Annotated in this window: 18 protein-coding genes; 9 read left to right on the forward strand and 9 right to left on the reverse strand. The window is 55.1% G+C overall.

Annotation, left to right across the window (positions count from 1 at the left end):
* Positions 1–79: 79 nt before the first annotated feature.
* Positions 80–334 (reverse strand): exopolysaccharide production protein YjbE, encoded by a 255-nt coding sequence (gene yjbE, locus GA0061071_RS06400; protein WP_061496916.1) that lies wholly within the window; start codon positions 332–334, stop codon positions 80–82.
* A 301-nt stretch (positions 335–635) separates the two neighbouring features.
* Between yjbE and GA0061071_RS06405 the strand changes: the two genes are divergently transcribed.
* Positions 636–1,202, forward strand: coding sequence for a LuxR C-terminal-related transcriptional regulator (locus GA0061071_RS06405; RefSeq protein WP_061496918.1), 567 nt, complete (start codon positions 636–638; stop codon positions 1,200–1,202).
* A gap of 634 nt (positions 1,203–1,836) precedes the next feature.
* Positions 1,837–2,688 carry a Vmh family MBL fold metallo-hydrolase gene (locus tag GA0061071_RS06410; RefSeq protein ID WP_088236714.1) on the forward strand — a complete coding sequence of 284 codons (852 nt, stop codon included), beginning with the start codon at positions 1,837–1,839 and terminating at the stop codon, positions 2,686–2,688.
* 39 nt (positions 2,689–2,727) lie between these two features.
* On the opposite strand, the gene GA0061071_RS06415 is transcribed toward GA0061071_RS06410, so the two are convergent.
* Positions 2,728–3,612 carry a LysR family transcriptional regulator gene (locus GA0061071_RS06415; protein ID WP_061500091.1) on the reverse strand — a complete coding sequence of 295 codons (885 nt, stop codon included), beginning with the start codon at positions 3,610–3,612 and terminating at the stop codon, positions 2,728–2,730.
* Positions 3,613–3,774: 162 nt separating this feature from the next.
* Here GA0061071_RS06415 and GA0061071_RS06420 point away from each other — a divergent pair, with 162 nt between their 5' ends.
* Positions 3,775–4,008 carry a KTSC domain-containing protein gene (locus GA0061071_RS06420; protein ID WP_061496922.1) on the forward strand — a complete coding sequence of 78 codons (234 nt, stop codon included), beginning with the start codon at positions 3,775–3,777 and terminating at the stop codon, positions 4,006–4,008.
* A gap of 103 nt (positions 4,009–4,111) precedes the next feature.
* A complete protein-coding gene (locus GA0061071_RS23260; RefSeq protein WP_139109644.1) occupies positions 4,112–4,210 on the forward strand; it encodes a YoaK family small membrane protein in 99 nt (32 codons plus the stop codon).
* An 8-nt stretch (positions 4,211–4,218) separates the two neighbouring features.
* On the opposite strand, the gene GA0061071_RS06425 is transcribed toward GA0061071_RS23260, so the two are convergent.
* Positions 4,219–5,454, reverse strand: coding sequence for an MFS transporter (locus GA0061071_RS06425; RefSeq protein WP_061496923.1), 1,236 nt, complete (start codon positions 5,452–5,454; stop codon positions 4,219–4,221).
* Between the two features lie 204 nt (positions 5,455–5,658).
* On the opposite strand from GA0061071_RS06425, the gene eitA reads away from it, so the two are divergent.
* The 4 genes from eitA (at position 5,659) to GA0061071_RS06445 (ending at position 9,527) form a co-directional block, all read left to right on the forward strand.
* Complete coding sequence (gene eitA / locus GA0061071_RS06430; protein ID WP_420843384.1) at positions 5,659–6,669, forward strand: siderophore ABC transporter substrate-binding protein EitA; 1,011 nt, start codon at positions 5,659–5,661, stop codon at positions 6,667–6,669.
* Entirely contained in the window at positions 6,666–7,706 is a 1,041-nt protein-coding gene (locus tag GA0061071_RS06435; protein ID WP_061496925.1) for a FecCD family ABC transporter permease, read from the forward strand. Before eitA ends, GA0061071_RS06435 begins: the two co-directional genes overlap by 4 nt.
* Entirely contained in the window at positions 7,703–8,461 is a 759-nt protein-coding gene (gene eitC, locus GA0061071_RS06440) for a siderophore ABC transporter ATP-binding protein EitC (RefSeq protein ID WP_061496927.1), read from the forward strand. The genes GA0061071_RS06435 and eitC overlap by 4 nt, the downstream gene beginning before the upstream one ends.
* 133 nt (positions 8,462–8,594) lie before the next feature.
* A complete protein-coding gene (locus GA0061071_RS06445; RefSeq protein ID WP_061496929.1) occupies positions 8,595–9,527 on the forward strand; it encodes a nucleoside recognition domain-containing protein in 933 nt (310 codons plus the stop codon).
* A 48-nt stretch (positions 9,528–9,575) separates the two neighbouring features.
* Here the strand turns inward: GA0061071_RS06445 and GA0061071_RS06450 are convergent, their stop codons facing one another.
* Positions 9,576–9,866 (reverse strand): YciI family protein, encoded by a 291-nt coding sequence (locus GA0061071_RS06450; protein ID WP_061496931.1) that lies wholly within the window; start codon positions 9,864–9,866, stop codon positions 9,576–9,578.
* A 129-nt stretch (positions 9,867–9,995) separates the two neighbouring features.
* On the opposite strand from GA0061071_RS06450, the gene GA0061071_RS06455 reads away from it, so the two are divergent.
* On the forward strand, positions 9,996–10,859 hold the full coding sequence (locus tag GA0061071_RS06455) for a LysR family transcriptional regulator (protein ID WP_088236715.1): 864 nt from the start codon (positions 9,996–9,998) through the stop codon (positions 10,857–10,859).
* 62 nt (positions 10,860–10,921) lie between these two features.
* On the opposite strand, the gene GA0061071_RS06460 is transcribed toward GA0061071_RS06455, so the two are convergent.
* Genes GA0061071_RS06460 through GA0061071_RS06480 form a run of 5 tightly spaced genes read right to left on the reverse strand, consistent with a single transcriptional unit; the run spans position 10,922 to position 16,208 of the window.
* Entirely contained in the window at positions 10,922–12,436 is a 1,515-nt protein-coding gene (locus GA0061071_RS06460; RefSeq protein WP_088236716.1) for an ABC transporter substrate-binding protein, read from the reverse strand.
* Positions 12,417–13,451: an ABC transporter ATP-binding protein gene (locus GA0061071_RS06465; RefSeq protein WP_061496936.1), complete on the reverse strand. Its 1,035-nt coding sequence runs from the start codon at positions 13,449–13,451 to the stop codon at positions 12,417–12,419. Before GA0061071_RS06465 ends, GA0061071_RS06460 begins: the two co-directional genes overlap by 20 nt.
* Positions 13,451–14,431 (reverse strand): ABC transporter ATP-binding protein, encoded by a 981-nt coding sequence (locus tag GA0061071_RS06470; protein ID WP_088236717.1) that lies wholly within the window; start codon positions 14,429–14,431, stop codon positions 13,451–13,453. Before GA0061071_RS06470 ends, GA0061071_RS06465 begins: the two co-directional genes overlap by 1 nt.
* Complete coding sequence (locus tag GA0061071_RS06475) at positions 14,428–15,273, reverse strand: ABC transporter permease (protein WP_088236718.1); 846 nt, start codon at positions 15,271–15,273, stop codon at positions 14,428–14,430. Before GA0061071_RS06475 ends, GA0061071_RS06470 begins: the two co-directional genes overlap by 4 nt.
* Positions 15,270–16,208, reverse strand: a complete 939-nt coding sequence (locus GA0061071_RS06480) for an ABC transporter permease (protein ID WP_088236719.1) — start codon at positions 16,206–16,208, stop codon at positions 15,270–15,272. The genes GA0061071_RS06475 and GA0061071_RS06480 overlap by 4 nt, the downstream gene beginning before the upstream one ends.
* Positions 16,209–16,394: the final 186 nt, after the last annotated feature.

Genomic DNA, 16,394 nt, shown 5'->3' on the forward strand with positions numbered 1-16,394 from the left:
AAAGGCAGACGTCGGTCTGCCAACGGTCATCCCTGGTAGGACAACAAAAGAGCGCATAAACCGCGCTGACTCACCGCTTTTACGGTGTGGTCGAGGTCGTGGTGGTGGTACTGGTATTTGTCGAGGTGGTGCTGCCATCGTTGCCGCCCCCCATCGATAATAAAAGCACGCCAGCAACGCCCACAACGATAGCCGTGCCGGTTAATGCAGAACTGCCAATTGCAATGTCCGACGCCTGACTCCCGGCGGCGGTGCCTTTTTCTGCCGGCGCGGCGTAACAAATTTCTGTCAGTGTTAAAGTGAAAAGTAAAATAATGCATTTTACAGGTAACATAATGCTCGCCTCACTTTTTATTAATTTCGTAATTACTCTAAAACGGTATTTCCGAAGCGGATCGCAAATTAAGACATTCCTTGACAATATGAAAACAATTGGGAGATTCCTCAGTTTCTTTCACAACTGGAGGGTATTTCACAATTTGTCACAAAATGAAATTTAAGAATATCCTCAGTTAACAACATTTAAACGATATGATACAGATCAAAGAAGAAAGATAAGAACGCCAAAATAGCCATTAAAAAGGCAAGTTATAAATTACACAGGCAAATTTCCAGACGCTCCGGGAGGGTGTAACATGGAAAGAAAAATAGACGTCATATTATGCAAAATAAATTGCTCATACACAAAGAAAGGTATTATTCAACTCGCCAAAGAGATACGACACGGCAGCGGTTTACAGGTTGCCATTAACTTTACCGCTCCGTATTCCAGTCGGTATATTCTGGCTGTCACCAAAGGCCATTTTACACCGTTTACGCTGGTCGATTCCCCCGTAATAGTTATACCGGATAAAATACCGGTAGAGGTATTACTGGATATACTTACTGAGTTTATATATGGCCGCGTAAGCAGCCACGTTAAAACGGTCAGGCTTGGCCGTCAGGAAGTTGCAATACTGAAAGAGATGATTTTTGAAAAAAGTGACGATGATATATCCAACCTATTAAAAATCAACAAAAAAACCGTTTCCTCACACAAGGACAATATCAAAAAGAAAATTTCCGCCAATTCGAAAATTGATATTTTCTATGCTTTCAGTATCTTTTCGTTTGAAGATTGCGAACTGTCCTCAAGCGACGATGAAACACGCTACACGCAGTCCGGTTTTTTCCCAGAATATAAATATAAAATGGTATCCTGAATTTTCAATATAACTTGCATAGGGATTAACATTTCTCACCTGTCGTGCCGCACCCTTTGCTGTCATGATTTGCTTCAAGAAATGTTATGACCGATATTTGACTCAACAGCAGGAACGACATTAAGGCATCAGCAAGCAGATTGCTGATGCCTTTCCTGTTCTGACCAACAAATGTTAAAATCACATGTGCTTTTTATGCAACGTAACCACCATACATGAACGTATAATTACCCACTCTTTTTCCGCGTTCGCCGTACGCCTCCCATTTCTCTGGCGCGTAACATTTGTGTATGCTTATAAAAGGAACAAACAATTAAAACGAATAACATACCAATCAAAATAAAGCCCATCATAATTATTTAGCCAATCCAGGTTGCTGTGACAGATAATTGTGCTGTGAGACATAAAGTATCGCAACCGCGCCATCATAAACCAGCCCGTAACCCGGTGGGTATATCGCTTTACCCTTTCTGCTTATAAATGAGCGAGATTTCCGCGCAAGCGAAGATAACCGCATTAGCCTGTATCTGATCGATTTATGAAACCCAGCATATCTCGTTTCAGGAATTCTCATCGCCAGCGTTCGGCCTAAAATAGGCCGCATCTGTAAAACAAAGACCTGAGGATATCACCGATGAACCGCACATTAGCCGGCATACTACTGACGCTGGCAGCCACTTCCGCCACTGCCGCCCCTTTACACCTGGAGGTGTATAACCCCCAGGAAAACGGCATTTTTGCCGTCTCATCCACGCTGGTTTCCGGGCCAACAGAGGCGATCCTGTTCGATGCGCAGTTCAGCGTACAGGACGGTGAAAAACTGGTGAAGATGATTAAAGCCAGCGGGAAAACCCTCAAAGAGATCGTGATCACCTCCGGCGATCCGGACTTCTATTTTGGTCTTGAACCGATTGTTAAAGCCTTCCCGCAGGTGAGCGTCGTCGCCTCGCCGCAGGTGGTAAAACATATTGAGGAGACCAAAGCCGCGAAGCTGGCCTTCTGGGGGCCACAAATGAAAGAAGGCGCACCACAGACCCTCATCGTCCCCCAACCGGTTGCTTCTGCGCGCTTCACGGTTGATGGAGAAACACTGGAACTTCGCCATCCGGACAGTTATGCCGCTTATGTCTGGATCCCGGCCAATAACGCGATCCTTGGCGGCACCGCCGTTTCCAGCGGCATCCATGTCTGGACAGCAGACACGCAAACGCCAGCAGCCCGTGCCGAATGGCGCCAGGTATTGAGTGAAATGCAGCGCCTTAAACCTCAGCAGGTGATCCCTGGTCACTATCTGGGCGCGCGCCCGGCGGGAGATGAGGCCATTCGCTTCACGGCGGATTACCTGCAACGCTTTGAACAAGCATTGCAGACCCATCGGTCGTCTGCGGAAGTCATCAAAACCATGACGCAGCACTGGCCGCATCTTGCGGAAGAGAGTTCGCTGACACTGAGCGCCAAAGTGAATACCGGCGAAATGAAGTGGTAACAAACGGGGCACATTGCCCCGTTTTCTGCATTAGCGCGGTCAGGTGGTGTGCCGCAATGCGTCTGCAACCGCCGCCAGAAACAGCGTTAATGCCGCGTGCTGGTGCTCGCGAGATTGATATAAACCATAAATGCCCAGTCGCTGCGGCTCAAGGTGCGGCAACACCGTGACCAGCGCCCCGCGTGCCAGCGCCTCACGGGCTTCCTGTTCCGGCACCAGCGCCAGGCCGCATCCGGCCACTGCCGCATCGCACAATACCGACGAAATCCCGGCGCTCAGGTTACCGTTTGCCAGCACCGTAAAGCGAGTTTGTGCGCTGTCGGTAAAGTGCCATGTCTGACCGGCGAAGCCGCTGTAATAAAGGCAGTTATGCTGTTCGAGATCCGCCGCACGCTGCGGTACGCCATGCAGGCGAAGATAGTCCGGAGAGGCGCACAGTACCGATCGGCACTCACCCAGACGCATCGCAATCGCGCCAGGCTCAGGATTATTGGTAATGCGGATCGCCAGATCAATACGTTCACCGATCAGGTTGACGGGTTGAGGGCTAATATCAATTTCAATTTTTAACGCCGGATAGCGCGCGAGAAATGCCGGCAGCACCGGCCCGACAATGTGGCTGGCGGTAAAGTGAGCGCAGGCAATGCGTAACGTGCCGGAAGGCGTTTCGCGCGTGGATTGCTGTTCAATATCCTCAAACAACGGCGTCAGTTGCCGCGTACGAAGAAGCGTATTTTCCCCTGCCGGGGTCAGCGTCAGACGGCGGGAGGAACGGTGGATAAGCCGCGCTCCGGCCCATTTTTCCATCTCGTCCAGGTAGCGGCTCACCATAGGCCGCGAAATGCCCAGCGCACGCGACGCGGCGCTCAGGCTACCCAGTTCGCAAATACGATTAAACACCACTACCGCCATGACCCTGTCCATATGCCCATCCGATCGTTTAACGAAACTTTTGCCGCATTGTTGCACAAAACAATCCTACCAAATCTTGTTGGGGTAAATCCTTGCGCTGACTGTAAATATTCACGACAACCTGCCGATAGGAGGGAGGTATTTTTAACAGTGATGTTTGCAGGATGAATGACCATGAAAAGACACCCTTTGAGCTGTCGTGCGCTAAAAGCAGCCGGGTACGATCCGAATTCCAGCGTGCTTGAACTTGAACACAGTAACGGACGCGTCGAGCAGTATCTGGGCGTACCGCCAAAAACCTGGCAAGGCTTTCTGATGAGTCACGATCAGGAGAAATACTTTCGGGACAATATCGCGAATAGTTTCTTAAAAATTGTCGTTGAACAGGCAAATTACAGCCGTTTCTGAAGCCTGAAACGATAAATTTGCCCGCCGTTGTGCTAACGTTGTCTCGCCGCAGACGACGCGGCTTCTCACGGCTTAATGCCGGTCAACAGCGTAAAGAGGGTGTATGAGAATCGGCATTGCTTTCCCCATTCTGGTTTTTATTGTCGCGGTCGCTTTTCTGGCGTGGTTTATCCTTGGCGGTTACGCCTCGCCCGGCGTCTGATACCGCACTCAGGCGCGGTGGAGGAATGGTCGGCAGATAACGACCATCGCCAGCGCGCTGAGTAAGGGCAACAACGCCAGCCATAGCCACGCAATGCTGGCCTCAACGGAAGGCGTCAGCGCATTATCCAGTTGCCCACCCAGCAAGAAATTCCCCAGCAGCACGGTGATCCCCCCCATCGACGACAACGCGCCGTAATGTGCGCCAAGGTTCTGATCGCCTGCAAAATGCGGGATCAAATCTTTCCCCACCGGGACAATCAACATCTGCCCAAGTGTGAGCAAGGTGACCATGCACGCGGCAGGCAGGTGGCGCTGCCAGTTATCCGTCGCGGGGAACGCGGCAAAGAGCGACACGCTAACAAACGAGGCGGCCAGCAGCGCAAATCCGATGGGTAATATGCGCGCCGCGCCTATACGGCGGGCGATACGCGCCAGCGGCATCTGTAAGGTAATAATCAATATCGAGGCCAGCATAAACAGCGGGCCAAGCGTTTTTTCACTACTGCCGGAGCGGGTCAGTTCTACGGGCAACGCCAGATAGAGCTGATTGTAGCTAAACAGATAACTGCTCCAGGCCAGCATAAAGGCGACAAACCGCGGGTTACGAAACGTTTTCCACCACGGCAACACCTGCAATGTCTCTGCTTTGCCTTGCGTACGCGGCAGGCAGAAAAACAGCACCAGCAAGGCGATAACAAATACCCCTGCCCCCGCCAGCGCCACGCGCTGAAAGCCAAAACCGGCCAGCAACGAACCAAGCAGCGGCCCGAGCACTGTGCCCAGTTCACCGCAAATGGCAAAGAAGGCAAACCATTCGGCGCGGCTGCGTTTTCCCGCTTTTTCGCTTTCCGTTCCTGCCTTTGCCAGTAAGGCTTCAATCGCCGGGGAGAACAGCGCGCCGCCCACACCGGTTAAACACGCGCCCAACACCACCGGCGTCAGCGCGTCACCCAACGCCAGCAGCAAATAACCGCTGATTCTCACCAGACAGCCGCACAGAATAATCACCCGTGCCCCATAACGATCGGCGAGCGCTCCGCCGAGCAGAAACATCCCCTGCTGAGAGAATGTGCGTAAACCAATGATCAAGCCAATCAGCGACCCCGACAGCAATAAATCATCACGCAGAAAGATCGCCAGAAACGGCACCACGGCATAAAAGCCGATGTTGAAAATAAGCTGGCTACCAGCAAGCAGATAAGGCGATGTCCCTTTCGTTGGGGCAGAAAAATGAGCATGCATGCAGAAATCGTTAACCCTGTCAGGAAGGCGCAAAGGTGACTTTAATACCGGGTTCGCACGACACTGGCAACCCTTTCCAACATCTTAAAAAAGAGAGAACGCCGACCCCATCCCCCGTATTGACAAGCATTCTGCCGCTCGGTATAAGAGCCGGCATTAGAATGATTTTCATTTACAATGCTAATAATCATAAAGGTCATGATGATGCCACTGTTTAAAAAATCGTTGTTTGCACTGGGGATGCTTTTCACCGCTTCTGCACTGGCAGAAGCCACGCATTATCCGCTGACGCTGGATAACTGCGGTGTCCAGGTTACTTTCAACAAGGCGCCGCAGCGGGTGGTCGCGCTTGGGCAAAACACAGCGGAAATCATGCTGCTGCTGGGGCTGGAAGATAAAATGGTCGCCAGCGCGTTCTGGCCGACCAAAGTCCTGCCGCAGCTGGCGGCGCAGAATGCAAAAGTCAACGTCCTGACCGTTGAGATCCCTACACTTGAGTCGATCATTGCGCAGGAACCGGACTTTGTGGCCGCGCAGTTGCCGATCCTGCTGGGACCAGACAGCAAAGTGGCGAAGCGTGAAGATTTCGCCGCCATTGGCGCAAACAGCTATCTCTCCCCTGGCGTGTGCGCCACCCAACAGGATAACGGCGACATCTATGGTAGCCGGCACACCCTGTGGAACCCGTCGCTGCTGTATAAAGAGATTGACGATCTGGCGAAAATTTTCGACGTGCAGGCACGCGGCGACGCGCTGATCGCGCAGTTTAAACAGCGCGAAGAGGCGCTGCGCAAGCAGTTCAGCCACGGCAAGAAAAATCTCTCCTTCGTGTTCTGGTTCTCCAGCGCCTCCCCGTCTGCGGACGCCTATGTCGGCGGTAAGAACAGCGCCTCGGGCTACATTGCTAACCTGCTGGGCGGGCACAGCGCCGTCACCTCCGAAAGCGAATGGCCGACGCTCGGCTGGGAAAGCATTATCGCCACCAACCCGGATGTGATTGTGGTCTCCAGCCTCGATCGCAATCGCTGGGCACTGGATAACGCCGAAGAGAAGATCAAATTCCTGAAGAGCGATCCGGCAGTCAGCCAGCTTGAGGCGGTGAAAAAAGGGCATATTGTGGTGATGGACGGTCAGGCGATGAACCCAACGATTCGTACACTGTACGGCGCAGAACAGGTTGCCGCCCAACTGGAGAAGCTGGGGCTGGATAAATGACCACGCCCTCCACGGCGGCGCTGAAAAATGCGCCGCTGATTCTGTTACTGCTGCTCTCGCTGGCATTACTGGCGCTGGTGATTGCCGTCAGCGTTGGTGTGGGTGAACTGGCGATTCCGCTCAGAACCACCTTTTACGCGGTGAGCAATAAACTGGGTCTCACCCACGAGCCGTTAAACCGCATTCACGAAACGGTGCTCTGGGATTTCCGCCTGAGTCGGGCACTGGTTGCCGCCTGTTGCGGTGCCGGACTGGCTATTTGCGGTGCGGTACTGCAAAGCCTGCTGAAAAACGCACTGGCGGAACCCTATGTGCTGGGTGTTTCCGCCGGGGCATCAACAGGGGCGGTGTCGGTGGTGGTGCTGGGCATCGGTACCGGTGCGGTGTCACTGTCGGCAGGCGCATTTGCCGGTGCATTTGCTGCCTTTCTGTTTGTCGCCGTGCTGACGAACGGTGCGCGCGGCGGCAATGAGCGCACCATTCTCGCCGGTGTCGCCGCTTCGCAATTGTTCAATGCGATAACCGCTTACAGCATCAGCACGTCGGCCAGCGCACAACAAGCCCGCGATGTGATGTTCTGGCTATTGGGTAGCTTTAGCGGCGTTCGCTGGCCGGAGTTCCAGCTGGTTTTGGTGGTCGTGATCCTGGGATTACTGGCCTGCTTGTATCACGCCAAAGCGCTGGATGCCTTCACCTTCGGTGATGATGCTGCCGCATCGCTGGGTATTCCTGTTGGTATCGTCCGGTTGATCCTCTTTTCCGTCACCGCGCTGATTACCGCGACAATCGTCAGTATGGCCGGTTCGATTGGCTTTGTCGGGCTGGTGGTGCCGCATGTGATGCGCTACTTCATTGGGCCGCTGCACCGGAAACTATTGGTGGCCTGTGCGCTGGCCGGGGCGATTTTAATGGTGCTGGCGGATATCGCCTCGCGCACGCTTATCGCGCCGCAGAGCCTGCCGGTTGGCGTGGTGACCGCGCTGGTGGGTGTGCCGTTCTTTGCCATTATTCTTTATCGTTCAAGGAGGTTTGCATGAGCATTAGCGCAAGCCGCCTTTGCTGGCGGGTCGGTAAAAAAACCATTGTTAACGACGTCTCCCTTGAGGTGCCCAAAGGGCAAACGCTGGGGCTGCTCGGCCCGAACGGCTCTGGCAAATCGTCACTGTTGCGCATTCTGGCCGGGCTACGCCGTCCGGATAGCGGCAAGGTGATGCTTGATGGCAGTGATATGGCGGCGTTGAAAAAGAAAGCGTTGGCCAGACGCGTGGCGTTTGTTGAGCAACATGCGGCGACGGAGGCTAATATCCGCGTGCGTGACGTGGTGAAACTGGGGCGGATTCCCCACCACTCACCGTTCAGCGCCTGGTCCCATCAGGATGACGAGATCGTCAGTGCGGCGCTGGCGAGGGTGGACATGCTGGAGCACAGCGAACAGGGCTGGCAAAGTCTGTCCGGCGGAGAACGCCAGCGGGTGCATATCGCCCGTGCGCTGGCGCAGACCCCAAGTGAGATTTTGCTGGACGAGCCGACTAACCATCTCGATATTCACCATCAAATCCATCTGATGCGCCTGGTCAGCGAACTGCCGGTAACCAGCATTGTCGCGATTCACGATTTGAACCATGCCGCCATGTTCTGCGATGCGCTGATCGTGATGCAAAAAGGGCAAATCGTGGCACGAGGAACGCCGGACGAAGTGTTAACGGAAGCGATGCTGGCGGACGTTTTCCAGGTAAAAGCGCGTATTGAGATCTCACCGGATCACGGCAAAAAACATATCCATTTTTTATAAGACAAGGGCGCTGAGCGCCCTTTTTTCCTGCCACGCCCGTTTACAGAAAATAAGTAAATACAATGGCCTGAACAGACCTGTCTGCCGGTTGCCGGGTGTACTATATCGGTGAAAACAGTCACCGGAGTCAGTAATGAATATCATTGAAGTCATCATGGCGGCGGGCAAAGTCTCGGTAGATGTCGCGTTATATACCTTGCTGCCGATCATGGTGGTGATGCTCATCATGATGAAATACCTGGAAGAGAAAGGCGTGCTGGATGCCATTGTTCGCCTTACTGCACCACTTCTGAAACCCTTTGGCATCAGCGGTATGGGCATTTTTGCGCTGATCCAGCTTAACTTTGTCAGTTTTGCTGCCCCCCTCGCCTCGCTGGCGCTGATGGAAAAAAGAGGTGCCTCTGACCGCCATCTGGCGGCAACGCTGGCGATGCTTTTCGCGATGGGTCAGGCGAACGTTTTTTATCCTCTCACCCCGTTTGGTCTGCACTGGGGAATGGCCATCGCCATTTCACTGGTCGGCGGTCTGGCCGCCTCCACCCTGACCTATTATGTGACCGGGCGAAAACTCTCACAGGTCACGCTGCGTGACGAGGAGAGCGAGCGGCAGCGGGATAAACCGCGCGCAGGGTTGATTGCCGTGATTAATGGCGCAGGCGCAGATGCGATTCGTCTGTCGCTGGGTTCCTTGCCGATGCTGCTGTTGTCGTTAACCGTGGTGGGATTGCTGAAAGCCGCAGGCGCGGTAGAAGCGTTAACCTCGTTGCTTACGCCGTTACTCTCCTTTTTCAATATCTCAAGCGTGTATGTGCTGCTGGCACTCACTAAGTGCATGGCAGGCGGTACCGCCTATTTTGGCGTGGCGTCTGAAATGGTGCAGCACGGCCAGCTCACGGCACAGCAAATCAACGCCTCTGCGGGGTTCCTGGTACAGACGCTGGATTTACCCGGCATCGGCATCTTTTTAGGCATCGCCAGCCGCTTTGTCCGGCTGTTTCGCTTTGCGCTGCCCGGCGCGATTGTCGGCATCTTAATCCGCACCGTTTTGCATGTGGCGGTGTTTTAACACGCAAGGGCACGCGATGTGCCCTCACCCGGCTATCACCCTGCAGATCTATTTTGCCAGCGCAGCCGTCATCCCGGCGGTGCATTTGACCGGGTCGAATTCAACGACCTCATAATCGGCGATCCCTTCCCGGTAAAAGGGATCGTTTTGCAAAACCGCATCCAGCGTCGTACGCGGCAGCGCACGGGTTAAAATCACGCCGCCGCTGCGCGGATTCATCGGGCCGGAAGCCAGAAAATAGTTCTTTTCATAGCCCTCATCGAGAAACGCGCGGTGCGCTGCAACAACGTCATCCACCTGATTTAACGACGTCTTATATTTCAGCATGACAATAAACATCAGCGTACTCCTTTGTGTGAATGGTTTATTTTCAATAGGTTACGTATTCAGTGTTCATGCCGATAATATTGAGGTTAACTATCCACTCTGGCCAGTGTCATTTTTAACCCAGTTGAGACCCAATTTGTTGTGGACATAAAACTGCTGCGTTCGTTTGCCGTTGTTGCCCAGCTTGAACACATAGGACAGGCGGCAGAAAGGCTGAATATTTCGTCATCGCCGCTGAGTCGGCAAATTCAACTCCTTGAAGATGAGCTCGGGGTTGTGCTCTTTCATCGTGAGAAAAAGCGACTCCATTTGACGACCGAAGGTGAGAAATTCCTCGATGAAGTGGGGCCTTTTCTTCAGCACTACGATCGTCTGAAAGAACATGGAAAACACCTTGGTCGGGCGAATACCGGGCGGATTGATATCGGCTATGTCGAAGCCGCCATTCACTCCCACCTCCTGCCCGATACTCTTGCCGCATTGGATTTATCACCCGATATCGACATTCGTCTGCATGCCATGCGTTCAAAACAACAGCTTGAACAGCTACAGGATCGGGTCATTGATATTGCGTTTTTACACACGCCGCCCGCCGCAGACGCGCCTTTTTGTCAGAAAAAGATCTTCAGCGAACCCGTGATGCTGGCGATGCCGAAAGCGAAAGCCCTTCGCGATCCAACGCCCGACGGGCTGCATAATCATCCGTGGATAGCAGAGCAAGAGAGCCTGAACCCGGCAGCACGCCGGCGTTTACTTGAGGCATGTCAGAAAAAGGGCTTTACGCCGCGCATCAGCCTGGAGGTGTGCGGGCCACTGGCCGCGCTGTCATGTGTCGAAGCGGGCCTGGGTTTTACCTTCATTCAACAAAGCCTGGCGTCTATTGCATCGGATAATGTGACAGTCGTTACGCTGCCGTGGCTACCGCTTGACGTGACGCTGCACATGGTATGGAGAAAAGAAGAAACAAAACCGCTGGTGCAACGTTTCCTTGCGGCTTTCCGTTAACGCCTCTCCCCGGTTAGCAAACGCCTGCTAACCGGGGACACGCCATGCTTTCAGGCTGGCGCTTATTTCTTCACCGTATCTTCCAGGAAGAAACGCCCCAGTGGGTTCTGGTAGAAACCGTCGATATTTTTCCGGGTAACGTTGCGGTACGGGCTGTAATAGAGATCGATCCAGTTCACGTCCGCTTTCGCCATTTTTTGCAGGTCGATATACATCTGCTCGCGCTTTTTCGCATCCATTTCAACACGGGCGGCCGCCACGAGCGCCTTCACCGTGTCGTTTTTATAGCGCGTCATGTAGTTCATGTTGGTGTCATGGCCCAGCACAAAAGTGGTCTTCTGGTCCGGATCGAGAATATCGTTGGTCCAGTACATCACCGAAATATCGTACTCACCCGCCACCAGCATATCCCAGCTCTGGCTCGGATCGACTTTCTGCAGATTTACCTTCACGCCCGCTTTCGCCAGTTGCTGTTGCAGCAGAATGGCGATTTGTTCGTCCACCTCGTCCCCGGCGTTCACCACATAGTTCAGCGTCAGATCCGACGCCCCCGCAGCTTTCAGCATCTGTTTGGCTTTTTCCGGATCGTAAGCGCGGCGCAGGTTATCGTTGTAGTGATAGACCGCCCCCGCGGGGATATACGAATTCGCCACCTGGCCATAACCAAAGGTCACGGTTTTCACGATGGCCTCTTTATCAATGGCAAAATCCAGCGCCTGACGCACCTCCACGTTGCCCAGCGCCCCATGTGAGTGGTTAATCAGCAGATGATCTTCACGGGTTGAGGGATCTAACTCCACCTTCAGATTGCCGTCTTTTTGCAGCGACGCAATACGCGAGAAGGGCACCGTCAGTGCAGCATCCAGCTCCCCGGCCTGCACTTTCAGCATGCGGGTGTTGTCATCCGGAATGGTTAACCAGTCCACTTCATCAAGGCTGACATTTTTCGCCTGCCAGAAGTGTGGGTTCTTCACCAGCACGATTTTTTCGCCGCGCACCCACTCCTTGACGCTAAACGCGCCGGAACCCACCGGTTTTTCCGCAAAGGTTTCCGCCCCTTCTGTTTTTAAGGCTTTCTCGGAGATGACCGACGCGTTTGGCAACGCCAGTTGCGACAGGAACGGCGCAGACGGGGATTTCAGTGTCACCACCAGCGTACGCGGGTCCGCCGCTTCGGCGCTGGCGATAATGCTGTAAGAGTCGCGCCACAGCGATCCGGCATCATCCCGGATGCGCAACAAGCTGAACGCCGCATCGCTGGCGGTAAGCGGTGTGCCATCGGAAAATTGGGTATCGCGAATTTTAAAGGTATAGACCTTGCCATCCGGTGAAACGCTCCAGCTTTCCGCGACGCCGGGCTCCAGTTTGGTGCCGGTTTTATCCACCCGCACCAGCGGATCGAAAACGTTGGAAAATACCCAGTTGTCGGCGTTTTGCGCCGATTTGATCGGATCGAAGGTGGTACTGTCTTCACGACGACCAATGGTTAACACCCCGGCCGCCTGCGCCATTTCGCTCACCACGCTCAGCGCAAGGAACACGCTGGCCGTCAAAAACTTAACATGCTTGTGCTTCATCAAAGGATCCCTCAGTTAAAGGAAAAACCGTCTTATCGCCTGCATGCGTGAGCACACAGGTCCAGGCGTGATCGGCTATCTGCCGGGTGGGAGGAGCGTCGGTGCGACACTGCACCTGCGCGTAAGGGCAGCGCGGATGAAAAGCGCAGCCTTGTGGAACAGCAATCGGACTCGGCGGCTCGCCACCCAGCGCCGTGTCCGGTAACGGTTTATCCGGATCGATTTCCGGAATCGCGGCAACCAGCGCCGCGGTATAAGGATGACGGGGCCGGGTAAATACCGCTTCCGCAGGCCCCTCTTCAACAATGCGCCCGAGGTACATCACCGCCACCCGATCGCACAAACGGCGGACAATCGCCAGATCGTGGGCGATAAACAGAATCGCCAGCCCCATTTTGTCGCGCAGATCCATCAGCAAATTGACAATTTGCCCCTGAATCGAGACATCCAGCGCGGCAACGCACTCATCCGCCACAATCAATCGGGGTTCAATCGCCAACGCGCGGGCGATCCCTGCACGCTGACATTGACCACCACTCAACTGCCCAGGTCTGGCACTGGCCTGCTCCGGGCGTAACCCTACCAGCGTGAGCAGTTCCGCCACCCTGGCTGCGACCGCATGGCGTGGGACTTTTTGATGAACCCGCAGCACTTCGGCAATGCTTTCGCCCAGCGTCTGACGCGGATTGAGCGAGGCAAAAGGATCCTGAAAAATCATTGCCGTTTGCTCACGTAAACGTGCCACGTCGCTCTTCAGGCCGTGTGTAATACGGTGTCCATCAAAACGTACGTCGCCTGCGGAAACTCGTTCAAGCTGTAATAGCGCCCTACCAAGCGTGCTTTTGCCGCTACCGGACTCGCCCACCAGGCCGAGGGTCTCCCCGGCATGAAGGGCCAATGTCACCTGGCTCACCGCCTGGACGACGCGTTTTTTACTTAGCAGACCGCCGGAAACCGGAAACGTCACTGAGACGTTATCCGCCTCCAGCAGCGGCCAAGTGGCAGAAGTGGACATTATCTCTCCCGGTGTGTGAGTGGCTGTAAAGCGTGATGACAGGCCGCCGCATGGCTCAGACTGTCGCGTCTGGTCAGCAACGCAGGTTGGTGTTGGCAATCAGCACTGGCCCGCTGGCAGCGGGGATGAAAACGACACCCCACCGGAAACCGATCGGCCATCGGCGGTTGCCCATCAATGGTGACAAAGCGCCCCTTCCCGCCGTCGCTTAACGGCTGGCAATCAATCAGCCCGCGAGTGTAAGGATGCAGCGGCTGCGCCAGCACGTCGCGTTTGCTGCCCACCTCGCACAGCCGCCCGCCGTACATCACCGCAATACGGTCGCAGGTTTGTGCCACCACGCCGAGATCGTGGGTGATCATGATCATCGCCACCCCCAGTTGCTGACGCAGATCGCTCAGCAGGCGCAGGATCTGCATCTGTACGGTGACATCGAGTGCAGTTGTCGGTTCATCGGCAATCAGCAGCGACGGTTCCGGTGCCAGCGCCACGGCAATCATCGCCCGCTGGCGCATACCGCCCGAAAACTCGTGGGGATAGTTGTTGACCCGATTTTGCGGATCCGGAATGCCCACCTGGCGCAACAATGCTTTAGCGTCCTCTCGCGCCTGCGCCCGGCTGACGCCAAAATGCAGGCGGCGGCTCTCCGCGATCTGATCGCCAATTGTCATCACCGGGTTAAGGTGGCTGGCGGGATTCTGGAAAATCATGCCAATTTCTCGCCCACGCACCGCCGACATCTGCGCTTCACTGAGCGACAAAATATCCCGCCCGCCGAGCACCACTTCGCCGCCGGTGATCTGCAACCCCTGGCCGGGGAGCAAACGCATCAACGCCCGGCAGGTGACCGTTTTCCCGGAGCCGCTCTCCCCCACCAGCCCCAGCATCTCCCCGGCGTTCAGTTGAAAAGAGACCTTATCCACCAGCGCAATGTCCGGTGTGCGGGAAATGGTTAACTGCGTTACCTTCAGCAAGGTCATACTCGCTCTCCCAGTTTGTCACCCAGGCCATCGGCAATCAGGCTGAACCCCATGGCGAGCAGGACGATCGCCAGCCCCGGAAAGGTGGTTATCCACCATGCGGTCGTAATAAAGCTCTGCCCTTCCGCCACCATTACCCCCCACTCCGCTGTGGGCGGTTGGACACCCAGGCCGAGGTAACTGACCGCCGCACCGTTCAGCAGCACCAGCACACAGTCCGACATGGAAAACACCACTGCGCCAGTCAGGGCGTTCGGTAACAGATGGCGAAACAAAATACGCGAATGCCCATAACCAAGACTGCGTACCGCCAGAATGAAATCCCGCTGTTTTAGTGTCAGCACCTGCGCACGCCCCAACCGGGCGTAAGAGACCCAACCCACCATCGCCATGGCGATATAAAAACTGCCAAGCCCAGGCCCGAGGATGGCGATGATCGCCAGCATCAGCACCAGAAACGGGAACGCCAGCACAATATCGATAACCCGCATGATCGTTGCATCCGCCAGGCCACCGAGATACCCCGACAGTGCGCCAAGCGTGGTGCCGAGCATAAAAGGGAACAGCACCCCCAACAGGCAGATTTGCAGATCCACCCGTGCGCCCCATACCACGCGGGAAAAGATGTCGCGACCGAAGTTGTCCGTGCCGAGCAGATGAACACGGCCCGGAGGCAGTAAACTGGCGGCGGCATCCTGCGTGATGGGATCAAATGGCGCCAGCCAGGGTGCCAGCAGTGCGGCCAGCAGCCATAAGCCCACGATGATAATCCCGGCGCTGAGCGCATGCTGACGGGGCAAAACCCGACACCGTAACCCGGCAATCGCCGCTATCGCATTCATAGTGTTACCCTCGGATCCAGCGCCACCGTCAACACGTCCGCCAGCAGATTGACCATCACCGTGGCCAGCACAAAGACCATCACCACCCCTTGCACCACCATGTAATCGCGGCTGAAAATCGCTTTCACCAGCAGTTGTCCAAGCCCCGGAATGGCAAACACGCTTTCAATCACCACCGTACTGCCAATCAGCCAGCCAATATTGACTGCCAGTAAGTTGAGGGTCGGCACCAGCGAGTTGGGAAAGACATGACGCCAGAAAATGCGGTTTTCGCGCTGTCCGCGAGCTCTGGCGGCAATCACATAATCGCTGTTCATCTCCATCAGCAGGCTGGCGCGCAGGTTACGAATCAGCACCGCTGACAGTGCCAGCGCCACGGTCAGACAGGGCAATGCCATATGGTGCAAATGGTCGGTAAAATCGCTGCCGTAGCCCGACACCGGGAACCAGCCCAGCACCACACTAAAAACGATGATCAGCATGATGCCAAGCCAGAAGGCGGGAAAACCCAGCCCGGCGGTGGTGAACAGGCGAATGCACTGATCGGCGACGCGTCCTCGCTGCCGCGCCGCCAGCGCCGCCAGCGGTACGGTCAACAACACGGCCAGCACGACGCTGCCGAGTACCAGCCACAGCGTGGGCTCAATGCGCGAGCTGATGAGTTTGAGCGTATCGACGCGGTAAACGATGGATTTGCCTAGTTCACCCTGTAACAGATTGCGCAGAAAGTAGCCGTACTGTACCCACAACGGTTCATCCAGTCCGAATTGCGCACGAATGCGCGCCAGTGCCTCCGGGGTGCTGCGCACGCCCAACAAAATACGCGCCGGATCGCCGGGGATTGCCCGCACCATGGCAAACGTAATGATGCTGATCCCCAGTAATACCGGCAGCAGTTGCAGCGGGCGGAATAACAAAAATCGGTAACGATGCATCAGCGAACTCCTGTGGTGCAGCATGTCGGAAGCGGTAGAAAAAGCGCCCTGCGTTGGTGCAACACACATTGAATGATCTGCGTACTGCCCGGTTGTCCGGGCGTTTTCTTTACGCTAACGGCATCGCCGGGAGCTGGGTAGTTAGCAAAAATACTAGTTTTGCGTCCTCTCACGGGCGGCACCGGA

Source organism: Kosakonia oryzendophytica, from assembly GCF_900094925.1.
Taxonomy (GTDB): domain Bacteria; phylum Pseudomonadota; class Gammaproteobacteria; order Enterobacterales; family Enterobacteriaceae; genus Kosakonia; species Kosakonia oryzendophytica.

Excerpts from the sequence above, each read along its gene's own strand:
- yjbE (WP_061496916.1), bottom strand. The coding sequence starts at position 334 with ATGTTACCTGTAAAATGCATTATTTTACTTTTCACTTTAACACTGACA.
- GA0061071_RS06405 (WP_061496918.1), top strand. The coding sequence starts at position 636 with ATGGAAAGAAAAATAGACGTCATATTATGCAAAATAAATTGCTCATAC.
- GA0061071_RS06410 (WP_088236714.1), top strand. The coding sequence starts at position 1,837 with ATGAACCGCACATTAGCCGGCATACTACTGACGCTGGCAGCCACTTCC.
- GA0061071_RS06415 (WP_061500091.1), bottom strand. The coding sequence starts at position 3,612 with ATGGACAGGGTCATGGCGGTAGTGGTGTTTAATCGTATTTGCGAACTG.
- GA0061071_RS06420 (WP_061496922.1), top strand. The coding sequence starts at position 3,775 with ATGAAAAGACACCCTTTGAGCTGTCGTGCGCTAAAAGCAGCCGGGTAC.
- GA0061071_RS23260 (WP_139109644.1), top strand. The coding sequence starts at position 4,112 with ATGAGAATCGGCATTGCTTTCCCCATTCTGGTTTTTATTGTCGCGGTC.
- GA0061071_RS06425 (WP_061496923.1), bottom strand. The coding sequence starts at position 5,454 with ATGCATGCTCATTTTTCTGCCCCAACGAAAGGGACATCGCCTTATCTG.
- eitA (WP_420843384.1), top strand. The coding sequence starts at position 5,659 with ATGCCACTGTTTAAAAAATCGTTGTTTGCACTGGGGATGCTTTTCACC.
- GA0061071_RS06435 (WP_061496925.1), top strand. The coding sequence starts at position 6,666 with ATGACCACGCCCTCCACGGCGGCGCTGAAAAATGCGCCGCTGATTCTG.
- eitC (WP_061496927.1), top strand. The coding sequence starts at position 7,703 with ATGAGCATTAGCGCAAGCCGCCTTTGCTGGCGGGTCGGTAAAAAAACC.
- GA0061071_RS06445 (WP_061496929.1), top strand. The coding sequence starts at position 8,595 with ATGAATATCATTGAAGTCATCATGGCGGCGGGCAAAGTCTCGGTAGAT.
- GA0061071_RS06450 (WP_061496931.1), bottom strand. The coding sequence starts at position 9,866 with ATGTTTATTGTCATGCTGAAATATAAGACGTCGTTAAATCAGGTGGAT.
- GA0061071_RS06460 (WP_088236716.1), bottom strand. The coding sequence starts at position 12,436 with ATGAAGCACAAGCATGTTAAGTTTTTGACGGCCAGCGTGTTCCTTGCG.
- GA0061071_RS06465 (WP_061496936.1), bottom strand. The coding sequence starts at position 13,451 with ATGTCCACTTCTGCCACTTGGCCGCTGCTGGAGGCGGATAACGTCTCA.
- GA0061071_RS06470 (WP_088236717.1), bottom strand. The coding sequence starts at position 14,431 with ATGACCTTGCTGAAGGTAACGCAGTTAACCATTTCCCGCACACCGGAC.
- GA0061071_RS06475 (WP_088236718.1), bottom strand. The coding sequence starts at position 15,273 with ATGAATGCGATAGCGGCGATTGCCGGGTTACGGTGTCGGGTTTTGCCC.
- GA0061071_RS06480 (WP_088236719.1), bottom strand. The coding sequence starts at position 16,208 with ATGCATCGTTACCGATTTTTGTTATTCCGCCCGCTGCAACTGCTGCCG.